14 protein-coding genes are annotated in these 16,077 nt (G+C 66.4%); 9 read left to right on the top strand and 5 right to left on the bottom strand.

The window, feature by feature from the left end; translation table 11 throughout:
- The first annotated feature begins 62 nt into the window (after nt 1-62).
- From ACO1P8_RS18190 to ACO1P8_RS18155, 8 genes are all read left to right on the top strand, one after another.
- On the top strand, nt 63-3,002 hold the full coding sequence (locus ACO1P8_RS18190; RefSeq protein ID WP_486297292.1) for a molybdopterin oxidoreductase family protein: 2,940 nt from the start codon (nt 63-65) through the stop codon (nt 3,000-3,002).
- Complete coding sequence (locus tag ACO1P8_RS18185) at nt 2,999-3,742, top strand: 4Fe-4S dicluster domain-containing protein (protein ID WP_486297291.1); 744 nt, start codon at nt 2,999-3,001, stop codon at nt 3,740-3,742. The genes ACO1P8_RS18190 and ACO1P8_RS18185 overlap by 4 nt, the downstream gene beginning before the upstream one ends.
- A gap of 113 nt (nt 3,743-3,855) precedes the next feature.
- Nucleotides 3,856-4,797, top strand: a complete 942-nt coding sequence (locus ACO1P8_RS18180; protein ID WP_486297290.1) for a dimethyl sulfoxide reductase anchor subunit family protein — start codon at nt 3,856-3,858, stop codon at nt 4,795-4,797.
- Between the two features lie 214 nt (nt 4,798-5,011).
- Nucleotides 5,012-5,983, top strand: coding sequence for an NADP-dependent oxidoreductase (locus ACO1P8_RS18175; RefSeq protein ID WP_486297289.1), 972 nt, complete (start codon nt 5,012-5,014; stop codon nt 5,981-5,983).
- A complete protein-coding gene (locus ACO1P8_RS18170; RefSeq protein ID WP_486297288.1) occupies nt 5,980-6,843 on the top strand; it encodes a helix-turn-helix transcriptional regulator in 864 nt (287 codons plus the stop codon). The genes ACO1P8_RS18175 and ACO1P8_RS18170 overlap by 4 nt, the downstream gene beginning before the upstream one ends.
- A gap of 138 nt (nt 6,844-6,981) precedes the next feature.
- Nucleotides 6,982-8,109 (top strand): aminotransferase class I/II-fold pyridoxal phosphate-dependent enzyme, encoded by a 1,128-nt coding sequence (locus ACO1P8_RS18165; RefSeq protein WP_486297287.1) that lies wholly within the window; start codon nt 6,982-6,984, stop codon nt 8,107-8,109.
- 3 nt (nt 8,110-8,112) lie between these two features.
- Nucleotides 8,113-8,601: a GNAT family N-acetyltransferase gene (locus tag ACO1P8_RS18160; protein WP_486297286.1), complete on the top strand. Its 489-nt coding sequence runs from the start codon at nt 8,113-8,115 to the stop codon at nt 8,599-8,601.
- Nucleotides 8,602-8,687: 86 nt separating this feature from the next.
- Entirely contained in the window at nt 8,688-10,247 is a 1,560-nt protein-coding gene (locus ACO1P8_RS18155; protein WP_486297285.1) for an argininosuccinate lyase, read from the top strand.
- 6 nt (nt 10,248-10,253) lie between these two features.
- On the opposite strand, the gene ACO1P8_RS18150 is transcribed toward ACO1P8_RS18155, so the two are convergent.
- Nucleotides 10,254-11,147 carry a LysR family transcriptional regulator gene (locus ACO1P8_RS18150; RefSeq protein ID WP_486297284.1) on the bottom strand — a complete coding sequence of 298 codons (894 nt, stop codon included), beginning with the start codon at nt 11,145-11,147 and terminating at the stop codon, nt 10,254-10,256.
- Nucleotides 11,148-11,232: 85 nt separating this feature from the next.
- Here ACO1P8_RS18150 and ACO1P8_RS18145 point away from each other — a divergent pair, with 85 nt between their 5' ends.
- Nucleotides 11,233-12,051 (top strand): NAD(P)H-dependent oxidoreductase, encoded by an 819-nt coding sequence (locus ACO1P8_RS18145; RefSeq protein ID WP_486297283.1) that lies wholly within the window; start codon nt 11,233-11,235, stop codon nt 12,049-12,051.
- Here ACO1P8_RS18145 and ACO1P8_RS18140 read toward each other — a convergent pair.
- The 4 genes from ACO1P8_RS18140 to ACO1P8_RS18125 are packed head-to-tail and all read right to left on the bottom strand — an operon-like array spanning nt 12,006 to nt 16,068.
- Nucleotides 12,006-12,785, bottom strand: a complete 780-nt coding sequence (locus tag ACO1P8_RS18140) for an ABC transporter permease (RefSeq protein WP_486297282.1) — start codon at nt 12,783-12,785, stop codon at nt 12,006-12,008. The two genes, ACO1P8_RS18145 and ACO1P8_RS18140, sit on opposite strands and share 46 nt — an antisense overlap.
- A 24-nt stretch (nt 12,786-12,809) precedes the next feature.
- Nucleotides 12,810-13,661, bottom strand: coding sequence for an ABC transporter ATP-binding protein (locus tag ACO1P8_RS18135; protein ID WP_486297281.1), 852 nt, complete (start codon nt 13,659-13,661; stop codon nt 12,810-12,812).
- Nucleotides 13,658-14,998 carry an acyl-CoA thioesterase/bile acid-CoA:amino acid N-acyltransferase family protein gene (locus tag ACO1P8_RS18130; RefSeq protein WP_486297280.1) on the bottom strand — a complete coding sequence of 447 codons (1,341 nt, stop codon included), beginning with the start codon at nt 14,996-14,998 and terminating at the stop codon, nt 13,658-13,660. Before ACO1P8_RS18130 ends, ACO1P8_RS18135 begins: the two co-directional genes overlap by 4 nt.
- On the bottom strand, nt 14,995-16,068 hold the full coding sequence (locus tag ACO1P8_RS18125) for an ABC transporter substrate-binding protein (RefSeq protein ID WP_486297279.1): 1,074 nt from the start codon (nt 16,066-16,068) through the stop codon (nt 14,995-14,997). Before ACO1P8_RS18125 ends, ACO1P8_RS18130 begins: the two co-directional genes overlap by 4 nt.
- Between the last annotated feature and the right edge of the window lie 9 nt (nt 16,069-16,077).

Below are 16,077 nucleotides of genomic sequence, written 5' to 3'. Positions count from 1 at the left end.
GATCGCTCCCCAAATGGCCGGCATCTGCGTGCCGGTCCAGCCATTGCACAAGGAGGCGCGGCATGGAGCACGGGCACCGCACGCAGCGCGAAAATCTCGAAGTCAAGACGACCACCTGTTACATGTGCGCCTGCCGCTGTGGCATCCGCGTCCACCTGCGGGACGGCGAAGTCCGCTATATCGACGGCAACCCTGAGCATCCCCTGAACCAGGGGGTGATCTGCGCCAAGGGCTCGTCCGGCATCATGAAGCAGTATTCGCCGGCCCGGCTGACCCGACCCCTGCGGCGCAAGCCCGGCGCGGAGAGAGGCACGGCGGAATTCGAGCCCATTTCCTGGGACGAGGCGTTTGCGCTGCTGGAAACCCGGCTGGCCCATCTGCGCGCCACTGATCCGAGGCGTTTCGCGCTGTTTACCGGGCGCGACCAGATGCAGGCGCTGACCGGGCTGTTCGCCAAGCAATTCGGCACACCCAATTACGCGGCGCATGGCGGCTTCTGCTCGGCCAATATGGCCGCCGGCATGATCTATACGATAGGCGGCTCGTTCTGGGAATTCGGCGGCCCCGACCTGGAACGCGCCAAGCTGTTCCTGATGATAGGCACGGCCGAGGACCACCACTCCAATCCCCTGAAGATCGCGATATCCAAGTTCAAGCGCGCGGGCGGCCGCTTCATCGCGATCAACCCGGTGCGCACCGGCTATGCGGCGGTCGCCGACGAATGGATTCCCATCCGTCCCGGTACCGACGGCGCGTTATTCATGGCGCTGATCCACGAACTGATCGCCCAGGATGCCTACGATCACGAATTCGTTTCCCGTTACACCAACGCCGGCGAGCTGATCGACCTGCGCGAGGACAGCGAGACGTCGGGCCTGTTCGTCCAGGATGCGGCCAGCCCGGAGGTCAACGCGCTGTTCCCGCAGAACCGCATGTGGTGGGACAAGCACAGCAACCGCCCGGTCGTGAACCACGCGGCCGGCGCCGAGCCGGCGCTGGACGGGCAGTATGTGTTGGACGATGGTACGCCCGTGGCACCGTCCTTCACCCGGCTGCGCGAGCGCGCCGCATCCTGTACGCCGGAATGGGCCGCGGCAATCACCGGTATCCCCGCGGAGACCATCCGCCGCCTGGCCGGCGAGTTGATCCAGGTCTCGCGCGAGCAGAAGATCCAGTTGCCCATACGCTGGACCGACGCCTGGGGCGTCACGCATGAATCCGTGCGAGGCGCGCCCATCGCTTTCCACGCCATGCGGGGTCTGGCGGCGCATTCCAACGGCTTCCAGAGCATCCGCGCGATGTCCATCCTGATGACGCTGCTGGGCACCATCGACACCCCGGGCGGCTTCCGGCACAAGGCGCCGTACCCGCGCGCCGTGCCGCCGTCCGCCAAGCCGCCCAACAAGGCCAGCGACGTGCAGCCGAATACGCCGCTGCCCAACGGGCCGCTGGGCTGGCCCGCGGCGCCGGACGACCTGTTCATCGACGAGCAGGGCGGGCCGGTGCGTATCGACAAGGCGTTCTCCTGGGAATATCCGCTGGCCGTCCATGGCCTGATGCACAGCGTCATCACCAATGCCTGGCGCGGCGATCCCTATCCCATCGATACCCTGATGATTTTCATGGCCAATATGGCCTGGAATTCATCGATGAATACCGTCGAGACGCGCCGGATGCTGACCGACAAGCGCGAGGATGGGGAATACAAGATTCCCTTCCTGGTCGTTTGCGACGCGTTCCAGTCGGAGATGACGGCATTCGCCGACCTGATCCTGCCGGACACAACCTATCTGGAACGGCACGACGCCATGTCGATGCTGGACCGGCCTATCTCCGAATTCGACGGCCCGGTGGATTCCGTCCGTATTCCCGTGGTCCCGCCGACCGGGGAATGCCGGCCCTTCCAGGAAGTCATCGTCGAACTGGCGAGCCGCCTGAAGCTTCCCGCCTTCACGCGGCCGGACGGCACGCCCAAGTTCAGCGGCTACAAGGATTTCATCGTCAATTTCCAGACGGCGCCGGATTCCGGCGTGGGTTTCCTGATCGGCTGGCGCGGCAAGGACGGCGATAAGGCCCTGGTGGGCGAGCCCAATCCCAACCAGTGGGAAAAGTATGCCGAGAACAATTGCTTCTATCACCATGTCCTGCCCGAAGAGATGCAGTACATGCGCAACTGCAACGGCCCCTACCTGAAGTGGTCGGTGGAAACGGGCATGCGCAAGTTCGGCACCCCGATCGTGATGCAGCTGTATTCGGAGGTCATGCAGAAATTCCGCCTGGCCGCCCAGGGCAAGACACGCGGACGCCAGCCGCCGGACCATCTGCGCGCGCGCGTGGAACGCTATTTCGATCCCGTGCCTTTCTGGTACGAGCCCATTGAAAGCGGCGTTACCGACGCCCAGGCCTTCCCATTGGCCGCGGTCACCCAGCGCCCGATGGCGATGTATCACTCCTGGGATTCGCAGAACGCCTGGCTGCGGCAGATCCATGGCGAAAACTACCTGATGGTCAATCCGCGCACCGCCGCGGCACAGGGGATCGAGGACGGCGGCTGGATCTATGTCGAATCGCCCTGGGGCAAGGTGCGATGCATGGCTCGCTACAGCGAGGCGGTGGAGCCCGGCACGGTGTGGACCTGGAACGCCATCGGCAAGGCCGCCGGCGCATGGAACCTGGGGCCGGACGCGAACGAATCGCGCCGGGGCTTCCTGCTGAATCATCTGATCACCGACGAACTGCCCGGCGGCACGGACGGCGTGCCTGGCCGGGTGTCCAATTCCGATCCCATCACGGGGCAGGCCGGCTGGTACGACCTGCGCGTGCGGATCTATCCGGCCGAAGCCGACGCGGATTTCACGCTGCCGCAGTTCGCGCCCATGAAGCCCTTGCCCGGATCCATGAATATCGTGACCCGGGTGGTGCAGACCTATTTCGCCGGCAAAGGCGAGTTCCTGGCCCGCCTGCGTGGCGCGGCGCCGAACAAAAGCAAGGAAACGACATGACCCAGATGGCACTGGTGATCGACCTGAACGTCTGCGTGGGCTGCCACGCCTGCGTGACCAGCTGCAAGGAATGGAATACATCGGGCGAGGCGGGGAGCCTGGCCGATGAACGCGCCTACGATGCGGACCCGAGCGGCAATTTCTTCAATCGTGTCCAGACCTACGAGGCCGGCGAGTTCCCGCTGACCGACACGATCCATTTCCCCAAGTCCTGCCTGCACTGCGAGGATCCGCCGTGCGTGCCGGTCTGTCCGACCGGTGCCAGCTACAAGCGCGAATCCGATGGCCTGGTGCTGGTCGACTACGACAAATGCATAGGCTGCAATTACTGCGCATGGGCCTGTCCCTACGGCGCGCGCGAACTCGATCCGCAGCGCAAGGAAATGGCCAAGTGCACCCTGTGTTCCGATCGCATCGATAATCAGGCCCTGCCGGAACGCGACCGCAAACCGGCCTGCGTGCTGGCCTGTCCGACCTCGGCGCGCCTGTTCGGCGATATCCACGATCCGGACTCGGAAGTGTCGCAGGCCATCCGCGAACGCGGCGGGTATCAGCTGATGCCGGAATGGGACACGAAGCCGGCCAACCATTATTTGCCGCGACGCAAGACCGAAGCGCAGGGCTGCGGGTCGTCGTCCTGCGGCTGCGGATCGTCCGCCGCGCCCGCGCCGGGCGGCAATATCGAGACCCAGCTGGAGCGCGGGCAACTGGACCTGGCGGCCGCCGCATCGCCGCGTTGAGGGGTCCGCCGCGCGGGCCGCAACGCCAATGCGGCGCCTACCTGCAGTTCGATCATGATTTGCTGACGGGCGCCCGTGCCAAGGCGCGGCGTCCATAAAGACAAGGAGTATCCATGCGGCCACCATTTTCGGTCGTGTTTCTGACCACGCTTTGCGGCGCAGCCCAGGGCTTGCTGATCGCCCTCGTGGCGATGCAGCTCGCCGCTTCCCAGGGCGGCCTGGCAATGCCGCCACCGGCGTTTTTCGTCGCCGGGGCAGGCGTGTCCCTGGTGCTGGGCGCGCTGGGCCTGTTGGCATCCTTCTTCCACCTGGGGCATCCGGAACGCGCGTGGCGCGCCGTCAGCATGTGGCGCACGTCGTGGCTGTCGCGCGAATGCCTGGCCGTGCCTTTCTTCCTGCTGGTGACCTTCCTGTACGGCCTGGCCCATCTGCTGGCGCCGCGTTATTCACTGGCCATCGGCATTGTGGGCGTAGGCGCGGCAGCCGTGCTGTTCCTGTGTACCGCCATGATCTATGCCTGCCTGCGTTTTCTGCAGGAATGGGCCAGCCCCTTTACCCTGGTGAACTTCGTGCTGCTGGGATGCGCGTCCGGTTTTACGCTGGCCGCGCTGCTCGCCGCGGTGACGTATCCGCCCTTGGTCACGGTGCTGGGGCCCTGTGCCTGCATCCTGATCGCCGCGGGCTGCATGTCGCGCATGGCATCGCTGGCGCGCAACGCGCGTCTCTATCCCAAATCGACACTGCAAAGCGCCACCGGCATCCGCTCGGACAAGGTGGTGCAGAAGTCGCAGGGGTTCACCTCCAGCTCTTTCAATATGCGCGAGTTCTTCCACGGAAAGAGCCCCGCCATGCTGGCCACGGTCAAGGCGGGATTCGTCCTGGGGGCCTTCGTCGTGCCCTTTATCCTGGTCATGTTCGCGTCGTCCCTGGTTGCACCCGTGGCCATTCTGGTGGTTGCTTTCGTGATCCAGTACCTGGGCCTGTTGGCCGAGCGCTGGTTCTTCTTCGCCGAGGCCCGGCATCCGCAGAACCTGTATTACCAGCGGGCCGCTTAAAAGGGGCTCGCGGCGCGGAGGGATCTCGCGGGTGGGGGGGGCCGGCGGGATCAAGGGGGGCGCAGGGCGGGAAGGGCTTGCCGGGCGAAAGGGGCTTTCAGGGCGAAAGGGCTTGTCGGGCGGTGGGGCCTTCCAGGGCGGCATGTACATTCCGGCCCCGGCGGCATAGCATTTGCGGGACCGGCCGCTTTTGCCGTGCCGCCAGGAGGCCACCATGAGTCGCATGCAAGCCTATCGTATCCACCGCTTCGGCGGGCCGGAAGTGCTGCAGGAAGAATGGGTGAACGTGCCCGAGCCAGCACGGAACGAAGGCCTGATCCGCGTCAAGGCGGCCAGCTTGAACCCCGTCGACGTCAAGACGCGGGAAGGCAAATACCCGTTGGTACGCGCCGATCGATTGCCGTACATCCTGGGCCGGGATTGCTCCGGCATCCTGGAGGAAACCCGGCAGCGCCTGCCTGGGATCGAGCCCGGCGATGCGGTATACGCCTTTGTCGGCCAGGGGCAGGGCGCCTATGCCGAGTACGTGACGGTGCCGCTGGAAGGCATCGCGCGCAAACCCCTGTCGCTGGACTTCGTTACCGCGGCGGCGGTGCCGCTGGCCGGTTTGACGGCATGGCAGGGTATTTTCGACCACGGTGGGCTCAAGCCGGGGCAGTGCCTGCTGATCCACGGCGCCGCGGGCGGGGTCGGCCATTTTGCCCTGCAGTTCGCCAAGGCCAAGGGGGCTGAAGTCATCGCCACGGCATCCGGCGACGCCGCCGAGTTCCTGCGCTCGCTGGGCGCGGACCGCGTGATCGACTACAAGACCCAGGATTTCGAGAAAGAAATCCGGGGGGTCGACGTCGTGTTCGACCTTATCGGCGGTGACACCCAAGAACGATCCTGGAATGTGCTGAAGGACGGCGGCGCGCTGGTGTCCACCTTGAACGAGCCTTCCCAGGAGCGGGCGAAGCAGAAAAACGCTCGCGCCGCCCGCTACACCGCACGGCCCGACGGACGGCAACTGGCGGAGATCGCCGACTTGATCGATCGGGAGAAGGTACGCGTGCACGTCAGCCGGGTGTTTGAGTTTTCCCAGATAGAGCACGCGCAGCGCCAACTGCAGGAAGGACACAACCGCGGGAAATTGGTCGTGACCCTGGCGGCGCGGGCGGACCAGGCCGGACCGGACATCGCCACATGACGCCAGAGTTGTCCCAGGAAACGATAAGCCAGTTGATCGACGAAGCAGGAACCCGGCGATCGCTGGACATTCTGTTCGCCGCGCTGTTGTCCTTCATCCCTTTCGAGATGATCTCGGTGCTGGTGTATCGGGGCAGGGGGCGGCCCGTCGCGCTGTATGACGATTTCAAGGAACCGGCATATCGGCGCGGGCTGGACAACTATCTGCGCCACTCCTACGTATTGAATCCGTGCTACCAGGCCTACCTGGGTGGGCTGCGCTCGGGCGTGATGCGCATACGGGATCTGGTTTCCGCCGGCCACAGGCCTTCAGCCGGTTCAACGGCAGGCGGTCAGGGCGGCGATTCCATGCGGCAGGCCGGTACGGCGGCCGGCGTGCCGGTGGCAATGTCGGAACAAGAGGAAATCGGCTACGTCACGCTGGGTTGGCCGCCCAACCGCGAAGAAATATTGGCGTTGGCGCCGCTGCGGGAAGACGCGGTGGCGGAAGTCGGCCTGCTCCGTCCGCACGCCAGCGGTGGCTTCAGCGACCGGCACCTCGACTGCCTGAAGGAGCTGCATCCGGTCATCGCCGCCGTGATACGGCGCTACTGGGCCGGGCAGGACGGCATGGCGCGCACGCCGCCCGACAGCCGCATCGATGCCGCTTTCGACAATTTCGGCAAGCCGGAATTGAGTGCGCGTGAAGCGGAAGTCATCCGGATGGTATTGCAGGGGCATTCATCGGAATCGATCGGCCTGCACCTGGGAATTTCGGTCACGACGGTCAAGACGCATCGCAAAAACGCCTATGCCAAGCTGAACATTTCGACCCAGTCGGAATTGCTGTCTTTGTTCCTGCGCACGCTGGAGCGTCGCTGACGCATGGCGCTGCCGCACGCCGTTTACGGTAACGGGTACGCAGGCATGGACCGGCTGTGCCTCCTCCGCGGGGAGGATGTTCCGGCGGCCTCGTTCGCGACATGATCGCGGTTTCATCGAGAGCCCTGGAGGTATGCCGTGAAGTACACGCGGATGGCGCTGGAAGCGGAATCGCCGGAGGAATTCGGCTATGGCCGGATCCAGAACAATCTATCGGAAAGCGCAATCCCCGATCGCAAGCTTGGGGAATTCGGGCTGGATCTTTCGGACCTGACGCTGTGCTATGGCGAGCACCGCGGCGATCCCGCGCTGCGCGAGCAGATCGCGCGGCACAGCGGCAGCGCGGAGATCGGGCCGGAAGACGTCCTGGTGTGTGCCGGCGCGGCGACCGCTTTGTTCGTCGTCGCCACCTCGCTGCTGACGCCGCAGTCGCATCTGGTCGTGGTGCGGCCCAACTACGCGACCAACATCGAGACGCCCAAGGCGATCGGCTGCGATATCAGCTATGTCGATCTGTCCTTCGAGAACGGTTTCAAGACGGACGTCGATGCCATCGAGCGCGCGATACGGCCCGACACGGCCTATATCAGCGTGACCTGCCCGCATAACCCCACCGGCACCATGATGTCCTGGGACGACTTGCTGCGCCTGGACGGCATTGCGCACCGGCACGGCTGCCTGGTGCTGGTGGACGAAACCTATCGTGACCTGAGCTATACAGAGCCATACCCGACCGCGGCCAGCATCAGCGAACGTTTTATCTCGGTGTCTTCGCTCTCCAAGGCCTACGGAACGCCGGGCATACGGACCGGCTGGCTCATCACCCGCGACCGTACTCTGTACGAGCGCTTCCTGGCCGCGAAGGAACAGATCGGCATCTGCGGGTCCGTGCTGGATGAGGCCGTGGGCGCGGCGGTCCTGACCCAGCGCGACAGCTGGCTGGCGCTGAGCAACCCGCGCAACCTGCGGCATCGCGACATCGTGCGCGACTGGATGGCAGGCGAGCCCTATATGGAATGGGTGGAACCCGCCGGCGGCGTGGTCTGCTTCCCCCGCTTGAAGGTCGATGCGTCGTTCGATCTCGACCGCTTCTACCGCAGCCTGCTGGAGACGCACGGAACCTATGTCGGGCCGGGCCATTGGTTCGACATGCCGCGTCGCTACATGCGCATCGGCTTCGCGTGGTTGGGCGAACAGCAGTTGCGCGACGGGTTGACGGCCATTTCCTCGGCCATACGAGAGCAAATGCCGGAAAGCGAGGGGTGAGCGATGCACGGCAATCCGGATCGCGGCGCTCCAGCGGGAAGCGCGCTCGGCCGTATTCTGCCCGCCGCGCCGCGGCATCATGGCGAATGGCTGGCGCTTTGGCGGGGCTATCTGGACTTCTACGGCGTCCAGCTGCGCGATGAAGTCACCCGGGCGACCTGGGCGAGAGTGTCCGGGGCCGGCGGCGACCATTGCTGCCTGGTCCACGAGGATGTGGCGGGCCGGGCGACGGGATTCGTGATCCATCTGTTCCATCGCGCCAGCTGGACCGACGGCTGGAATTGCTGCATCGAGGACCTCTACGTGGCGCCCGCGGCGCGCGGCAGCGGTACCGGGCGCGCATTGATGGAAGCCGCGATCGCCGCCGCCCGGGACCGGCACGTGTATCGCGTGTATTGGCAGACCGACCGCGGCAATGCCGCCGCGCGCGGCCTGTACGACCGGCTGGCCCAGGTGGCAGACGTCGTCCAATACCGGGTTGGGCAGAGCTAGGTACGGTAGCCCGGGACAACGGTATCATCGTGCTTTTCCGGGCCGGCATGCCATCGGCCCGGCCCGCTGCACAGGAAGGAGATCCCATGGCCGTTACCCAACCCCAAGCCAGCCGTTACGGCCGCGGTTTCCGACGTATTGCCGCTGCCAGCCTGCTGGCGCTCGCCCTGGCCGGCGCGCGTGCCGATGCCGCGAACGGCGGCGCCAGCGGGCTGCATGACAATTTTTTCTGGTTGGGCCAGTTCAACAAGGCTTCCATCGTAATGACGGTGGAGCAGGGCATCGTCCCGCGCGATATCGGGCAGAAGACGGCGCGGGCGATCGCCCAGGTGATCGCGGAAGGCGATAGGCCGGGCGGCAAGCGGCCCGGGGATTATCTGCAGCTGGAGCCGCTGATCGTCAAGATCGCCGGCCCGGACGCCACGCGGATGCATTCGGGGCGCAGCCGCCAGGATATCCTGGCGACCACGCGACGCGTCATGCTGCGCGACCGCCTGCTGGATCTGTACGAGGCACTGAACCAGGCGCATGCGTCGGTCAACGCGCTGGCGGAGAAGTACGCCGATGCCATCGTGCCGGCCTACACCAACGGCGTGCAGGCCCAGCCGACCACCTATGGCCACTACCTGCTGGCGTTTTCCAGCGTGCTGGACCGTGATGCCGCGCGGGTGCGCGAGGCCTACGCCCGGGTCAACCTCAGCCCCATGGGGGCCGCCGCGCTGGGCACCTCCAGCTTCCCCATCGACCGCAAGCGCCTGGCCGACCTGCTTGGATTCGACGGCGTGGTCGACAACTCCTACGATGCCGCGCAGTTCTCGCAGATCGACGTCGGCGCGGAAGCCGCCAGCCTGGCCAGCACGATGGCACTGAGCGTGGGCGCTTTCGTCCAGGATGTGCATACGCAATACCATCAGCCCAAGCCCTGGCTGATGCTGACCGAAGGCAAGCTGACCGGCACCAGCAGCATCATGCCGCAGAAGCGCAATCCCTACGCGCTGAACGATGTGCGCCTGGCGGCCAGCGAAACCGTGGGCGACGCGATGGCGGCCCTGGTCGTGGCGCATAACGTGACGCCCGGCATGCCGGATTACAAGCGCGGGCAGGCCCAGGATGCGGTGGACGCCGCCACCGATATGTACCTGAAACTGGACGATATGCTGGGCGGGCTGGTGCTGAACCGCGAACGCGCACTGGCCGAAGTCGATGCCGATTATTCCACGACCACGGAATTGGCGGATGTGCTGCAACGGGATGCCAATGTGCCGTTCCGCATTGGCCATCATTTCGCCTCCGAACTGGTCACCTATGGCCGGCAGAACAATCTGAAGCCCGCGGATATCCCCTATGCGGAGGCACTGCGCATCTACGCGGCAGCCGGCAAGGCCAAGGGCACCGAGAACGCCAAGCTGCCGCTGGACGAGGCCCGCTTCCGCCAGGTGCTGACGGCGCAGAATATGATTGCCTCCAGCAAGGGCCAGGGCGGCCCGCAGCCAGCCGAGGTGTCGCGCATGCTGGCCGAGGCCAAACAGCGCCTGGCGGCCGACGTCGCCTGGGTGCAAAGCGCCCGCGATCGCCTGACGGCGGCGCAGGACAACCTGGATCGCGCGTTCGACAACGTGGCGAACCCGTTGCCGGCGAAGAAGTAGGCAGGCCTATACGGCACGGGCGATGCGGTCGCGCAGCCATTGATGGGCCGGGTCGCGATGGACGCGTTCGTGCCACAGCATCATCATGTCGAAGCCGGGCAGCTCCAGGGGAGGTTCGACGGCCTGCAGCGCGGGATTGCCGCGCATCAGGCGGGACGGCACCATGGCTACCAGATCGGTGCTGGCCAGGGCTGAAACCAGGAACAGGAAGTGGGGCACGGATAGCGCCACCCGCCGCGTCATGCCTCGCTCAGCGAGTGCGCTGTCGGTAATGCCCTGGAAGCCGCCGCCATCCGGCGACACGATGGCGTGATCCAGCCGGCGGAACTGTTCCAGGCTTGGACGGCGCTTCAGCCGCGGGTGTCCCCGGCGCCCGGCCAACACATACCGTTCGGTGAACAACAGCCTGCTGCGCAGGCCCGGCGGGGCCTCTTCGCCGATATGGAAGGCCAGGTCCATGTCCCGTTCGGCCTGGCGGGCCAGTGCCGACGGAATCAATTGAAGCACCGCCAGGCGCGTGGCCGGCGCTTCTTCGCGCAGCGCCGCCAGCACGGGCAGGACGATGGTGGATTCCGCGTAATCGGAAGCCATGACGCGCCAGGTCTGGCGGGCCCGGGCCGGGTCGAACGGATCCGATGGCGCCACGGCCTGGCGCAGCGCTTCCAATGCCTGCCGCAGCGGCTCACGCAGCGCTTCGGCCCGGCGGGTAGGACGCATGCCTCGCGGCCCCGGCAGCAAAAGGGGGGCGCTGAAGATCTCACGCAACCTGGCCAACTGGATGCTGACCGTGGGCTGCGCCAGGTGCAGGCGCGCGGCCGCGCGGGTCACATTGTGTTCGGCAAGAAGTGCGTCCAGCGTGACCAGCAGATTCAGGTCGAGGCGGCGCAGGAAATTGTCCATGGCAATACCTGGGATTCCGAGAGTTCATTTCTACTACAGCTGGGACAGCTCTATCTTTCCTGCATCCACGATGGAGCGTCTTCCCATGAATGTGTTTATCGTTTTTGCCCACCCCGAACCGCGTTCCTTGAATGGCGCGGTAAGGGACTTCGCCGTCCGGCACTTGCGTCGTGCGGGCCACGAGGTCCGCGTCTCCGACCTTTATGCCATGGGCTGGAAGTCCGCGCTGGATGCGGATGACAACCTGGTCCGGATGCCGGGCCAGCGCTTCGATCCTTCCATGGATTCCAGCCGCGCATACGCCAACGGCACGCAGCGCGAGGATATCGCCCGCGAGCAGGAAAAGCTGCGTTGGGCGGATGTCGTCATCCTGCAGTTTCCGCTGTGGTGGTTTTCAATGCCGGCAATCCTGAAGGGCTGGGTGGATCGGGTATATGCCTGCGGCTTCGCGTATGGCGTGGGCGAGCATTCGGACACGCATTGGGGCGACCGCTATGGCGAGGGCACGCTGGCTGGCAAGCGGGCGATGTTGCTGGTGACAGCGGGCGGGTGGGCGTCGCACTACGAACCGCGCGGAATCAATGGCCCCATCGACGACATCCTGTTCCCCATCCAGCATGGCATCCTGTACTTCCCGGGTTTCGATGTCCTGCCGCCGCACGTCATCTACCGCACCGGCCGCATCGACGAGGCCGGTTTCACGCAGGTCTGCGAAGCGCTGGGCCAGCGGCTGGACAGCCTGCGGGAGACCGCCCCCATTCCTTTCCGCAAGCAAAATGGCGGGGACTATGTCATCCCCGCGCTGACACTGCGGCCGGACCTGGCGCCCGGCCGGTCCGGCTTTGGCATCCATAGCGATCAGCGGTCGGCGTCGCCGCGCGATTCCCAGAACACCACGCGGTGATGCAGGCGGCGCATCAGCATCGAGCCAACCAGGCCGATGACGGCCAGCAGCACGACCCCCGCGAACATGGTGGACAGGCTCATGCTGACCGAGGCCGAGGCGATCAGATAGCCCAGGCCCTCTTGCGCGGACAGGAATTCGCCGACCACGGCGCCGATTAGCGCCATTGCCACGCCTATCTGCAAACCCGAGAAGATGTCGCCGGCCGCCGCTGGCAGCTTCACGTGCAGCAGCAGGTAGGCGCGGCTGGCGGAAAACGCGCGGCAGGCATCGAGGAGTTCCGTATCCGTGCGCTTGATGCCGTTGATCGTATTGACGAACAGCGGAAAGAAGCACACCAGCGCCACCAGGACGACCTTGGATGACATGCCGAAACCGAACCACACCAGGATGATGGGGCCCAGCGCGACCTTGGGCATGGCCTGCAGGCCGACCAGCAGCGGGTACAGGAAGCGCTCGAAGGTGCGCGATTCCGCCAGCAGCGCGCCCAGCAGCACGGCCACTCCGCAGCCGATGGCATAGCCGGCCAGGGATTCCGCCAGTGTGGCCCGGATATGGGGCCACAGGCTGCCGCTGGCGAAGCCGTCGTACAGGGCGCCGAACACCGCGCCGGGCGGCGGCAGCAGATAGTCGGGAATGGCGAACGCGCGGATGGACCAATGCCATGCCGCGATCAGCACGCCGAGGCTGATCAATGGATAGAGAACGGACGTAAGGTCTAGGCGTTTCAGCATGGATAGGATGCGGGCATCGGAAGGTCAGGCCGCTTGCGCGTGGGTGAAATGGCGGCGCAGGTGCTGGCACGCGGCATTGAAGGCCGCATCGCCCAGGGTCTCCAGGGTGCGTGGGCGGGGCAGGTCGGGCCGGTAGTCTTCGATGATGCGGCCGGGACGCGGGGACATGACAACAACGCGATCGGCCAGGAAGACGGCTTCGGGAATGCTATGCGTGATGAAAAGCACGGATTTGCGCTGCGTGCTCCAGATGCGTTGCAGTTCCAGCGTCAGTGCCTCGCGGGTCAGCGCGTCCAGCGCGGCGAAGGGCTCGTCCATCAGCAGCAGGTCCGGGTCGGGCAGCAGCATGCGGGCGATGCCGACGCGTTGTTGCATGCCGCCGGACAGCTCGCCGGGATAGTTGGCGGCGAAGCCGCCCAGGGACACCAGCTCCAGCAGCGAGCGCGCGCGTTCGCGCGCCGGCGCGGTGGGCAGGTCCATGGTCTGCGCCGGCAGCAGCACGTTGTCCAGCACGGTTTTCCAAGGCAACAGATTGGGTTTCTGGAACACCACACCGGCCCGGCGGCTGGGTCGCGTGACCGTTTCGCCGCCCAGGCGGACATCGCCCGCCGTCGGGTGCAGCAGGCCGGCCGCCAGTTTCAGCAAAGTGGACTTGCCGCAGCCGGACGGGCCCAGCACGGCGACGAACTCGCCGGCCGCGATATCCAGGTCGATGTCCGCCAGCGCCTGGATGCGCCCGCTCCGCGTGGGATAGGTCAGCCCGACGCGCTTGAAGCTCAAGGCCGCGGTGGCGGACGGCAGTCCGTCCTGCCGCTGTGCGGTTGTCGCGCCGGGGAGGGAGGCAGGCGCATCGGGCGGTGCGGCGTGGGTGTTCATGCCTGCGCTCCATGCCGGGCGACGGCCTCGGCCAGGAAGCGTTGCACGGCGTCCCAGGATTGCCGGTTCGCGTGCGCGTTTGCCTGCGGCGTCCCGCCGCCCGTCAGCACGACGCCGGCGACCGGGTGCGGCTTGGCGATGAGCGTGGTGGGCACATTGGGCAGGCCGATGGCGTGGCCGGCGCCCTGGCCGCAGACGTGCTGCACGGGCCAGCGATGGCCGTGCTCCTTCAGGGCCGCGGCGATCTGTTCGCTGAACAGCGTGGACGGCCAGAAGCCGTCATCCGTGCCGGAAATCAGCATGACCGGGCCGGCGATGCGTTCCACCGCGATGCGGGAGGCTGCCACGGAGGCCGGATGGCGCAGCGGGGTATGGAAGGCGGCCGCCTGCCGCACGGGGCTGCCATCGGCGCTGGTCTGGTCGAATGCGGACCAGTCGACCTCCGGGTTGTCCTGCCATACGTTGCGCAGGGGCTGGCCCTGCCACGTCCAGGTAGGCGAATCCGGCGCCTCGCCGGGCGCGCCGGCGCGCAGCGTGCCGTGCACCACGGCGCTGGGCACGTAGGCGATGGCGGCATTGACCAGGTCGGGAAAGCGCGACGCCAGCAGCAGCGTCAGCTCGCCGCCGCGCGACTGGCCGGTCACGGCGACGAAGCCGCCGGCCGGGTCCAGATTGGCGTGTGTCCACCGCAGCGCGCGCTCGAAATATTCCAGCGGTGTGCGGGAAATATGTGCCGGCAAACCCGGCGCCTTGAAATAGCCCAGCGCGAACGCCGTATAGCCATGCGCCGCGTACAGCGCCGCGCGCTGCCGCGGAATGCCGCCGCCGGAACCGTTCAATACGATAATGACCGGACGCGCACCGGCGCCGGCCGGCCGGAATACCGTGCCGACCAGTCCTTCTTCGGCGATCTCGCGCCGCGTCACGCCGTCGAGCACATAGCGCTGCACCAGCGTGGCGTGCGCCCGCGCCTGGCCGTCACGGCTTTCGGCATCGATGGCGATGGCCAGCGTATCGACTTCGTCACCGCGCTCCGGTTCTGCCGGCGCGCGCATGCGCTTCATGGCCCAGACCAGCGCCATGGCATCGGCGCTGTCCCAATCGCCCTCGACCGGCGCCTGGCGGTCCAGATCCAGCGTGCCGTCCGCACCCACGTCGAACGTGGCTTCGCTTTGCCACAGGCTGCCGTCCGGATGCCGCAATTCGCCGCGCACCGTCACCGGCCCGGGTGGAAATCCGCTCAGCAGGATGCGGCGCGCGACGTCGAGCGGCGCGTCCGCGGGTTCCACGCGCATTGTCGCGCGCGCGGGCTGGCCGCCGTCCGGTGTGGTGCTCATTTGGCCGCCTTTGCCTGCGCGCGAACCGCTTCGGCGTCGAAGTCGTTGATCTGCTTGATGTACTCGTTGGAGAAAATCTGCTCCACGGGCACGTTGGCCGACGGGTATTCGCCGGCCGCGGCCATGGCCTGGATGCCGGCCTTGATGGACTTCAGATCGTAATAGCCCGGCACGCGCGGCTGCCCCGACGGGGTGTACAGCACCCGCTGCAGGCGGCGGGTGAGCAGCGTGGCCTGGTCCTTCAGTGCCTGCGCCTCGTCGCCGGACGGCTTGGACTGCGGATTGGCGCGCCAGAAGGCCCGCACGCAGAATTCGGGATTCGCCACGCAGGCGACCTGCGCCTTGGTGTACGCGCGCGCGAACCGCACCATCAGGTCCGGATGGTCGCGAAAGGTGTCCACGTGGGCGATGAACCCGTTGCCCGCCGTTTCGGCGAACACGGGCGGATAGGCGATGCGCCGGATGGGCGTGCCCGACATTTCCAGCATGTCGTTCCAGCTGCTGTTGAAGTTCAGGGCCGCGACCCTGCCTGTCTTCAGCGCCTGGAAGCCCGCCGCCAGCGCGCCCACGGCCACATAGTTGACGTCCTTGCCCGGCGTCAGGCCGGCGGTACGCAGCGCGGCACGGCCGCCCGGGATGGTGCCCCAGGTCAGCGCGCCGACGCCGATATCCTTGCCCTTGAAGTCGGCCAGGGTCTTCACGGGCGAATCGGCCAGGACGGCGAATTCCATGGTGTTGCCCGGCACGCCGTTATAGAAGTAGCGCAGCGGCAGGATGTCCTTGCCGTTGAAGTAGCTGGAGATGACCGGCTCGGAGGTCGGGTAGCCGAAAGTCACCCGCTTATTGGCGACCTGCGGCAGCAGCGCGCCGGCGCCCTGGAACACGATGGTTTTGACAGACAGGTTTTCCTGCTTGAAGTAGCCCAGTTCGTTCGCGGCGGCATAGGGTGCCCCGTCATGCACGGCGGGCGGGATCGCCAGGGCGACGGTGACTTCGTCCAGGGCCAGGGCGGGCGCGGACGCAAGCGCCGCGACCAGTCCGCCCAGGGCGCATACAGTGGAAAAACGCATGGATAGTCC

The sequence above is a fragment of the Bordetella sp. genome (assembly GCF_057362025.1).
This window is presented reverse-complemented; position numbering and strand designations above follow the sequence as displayed.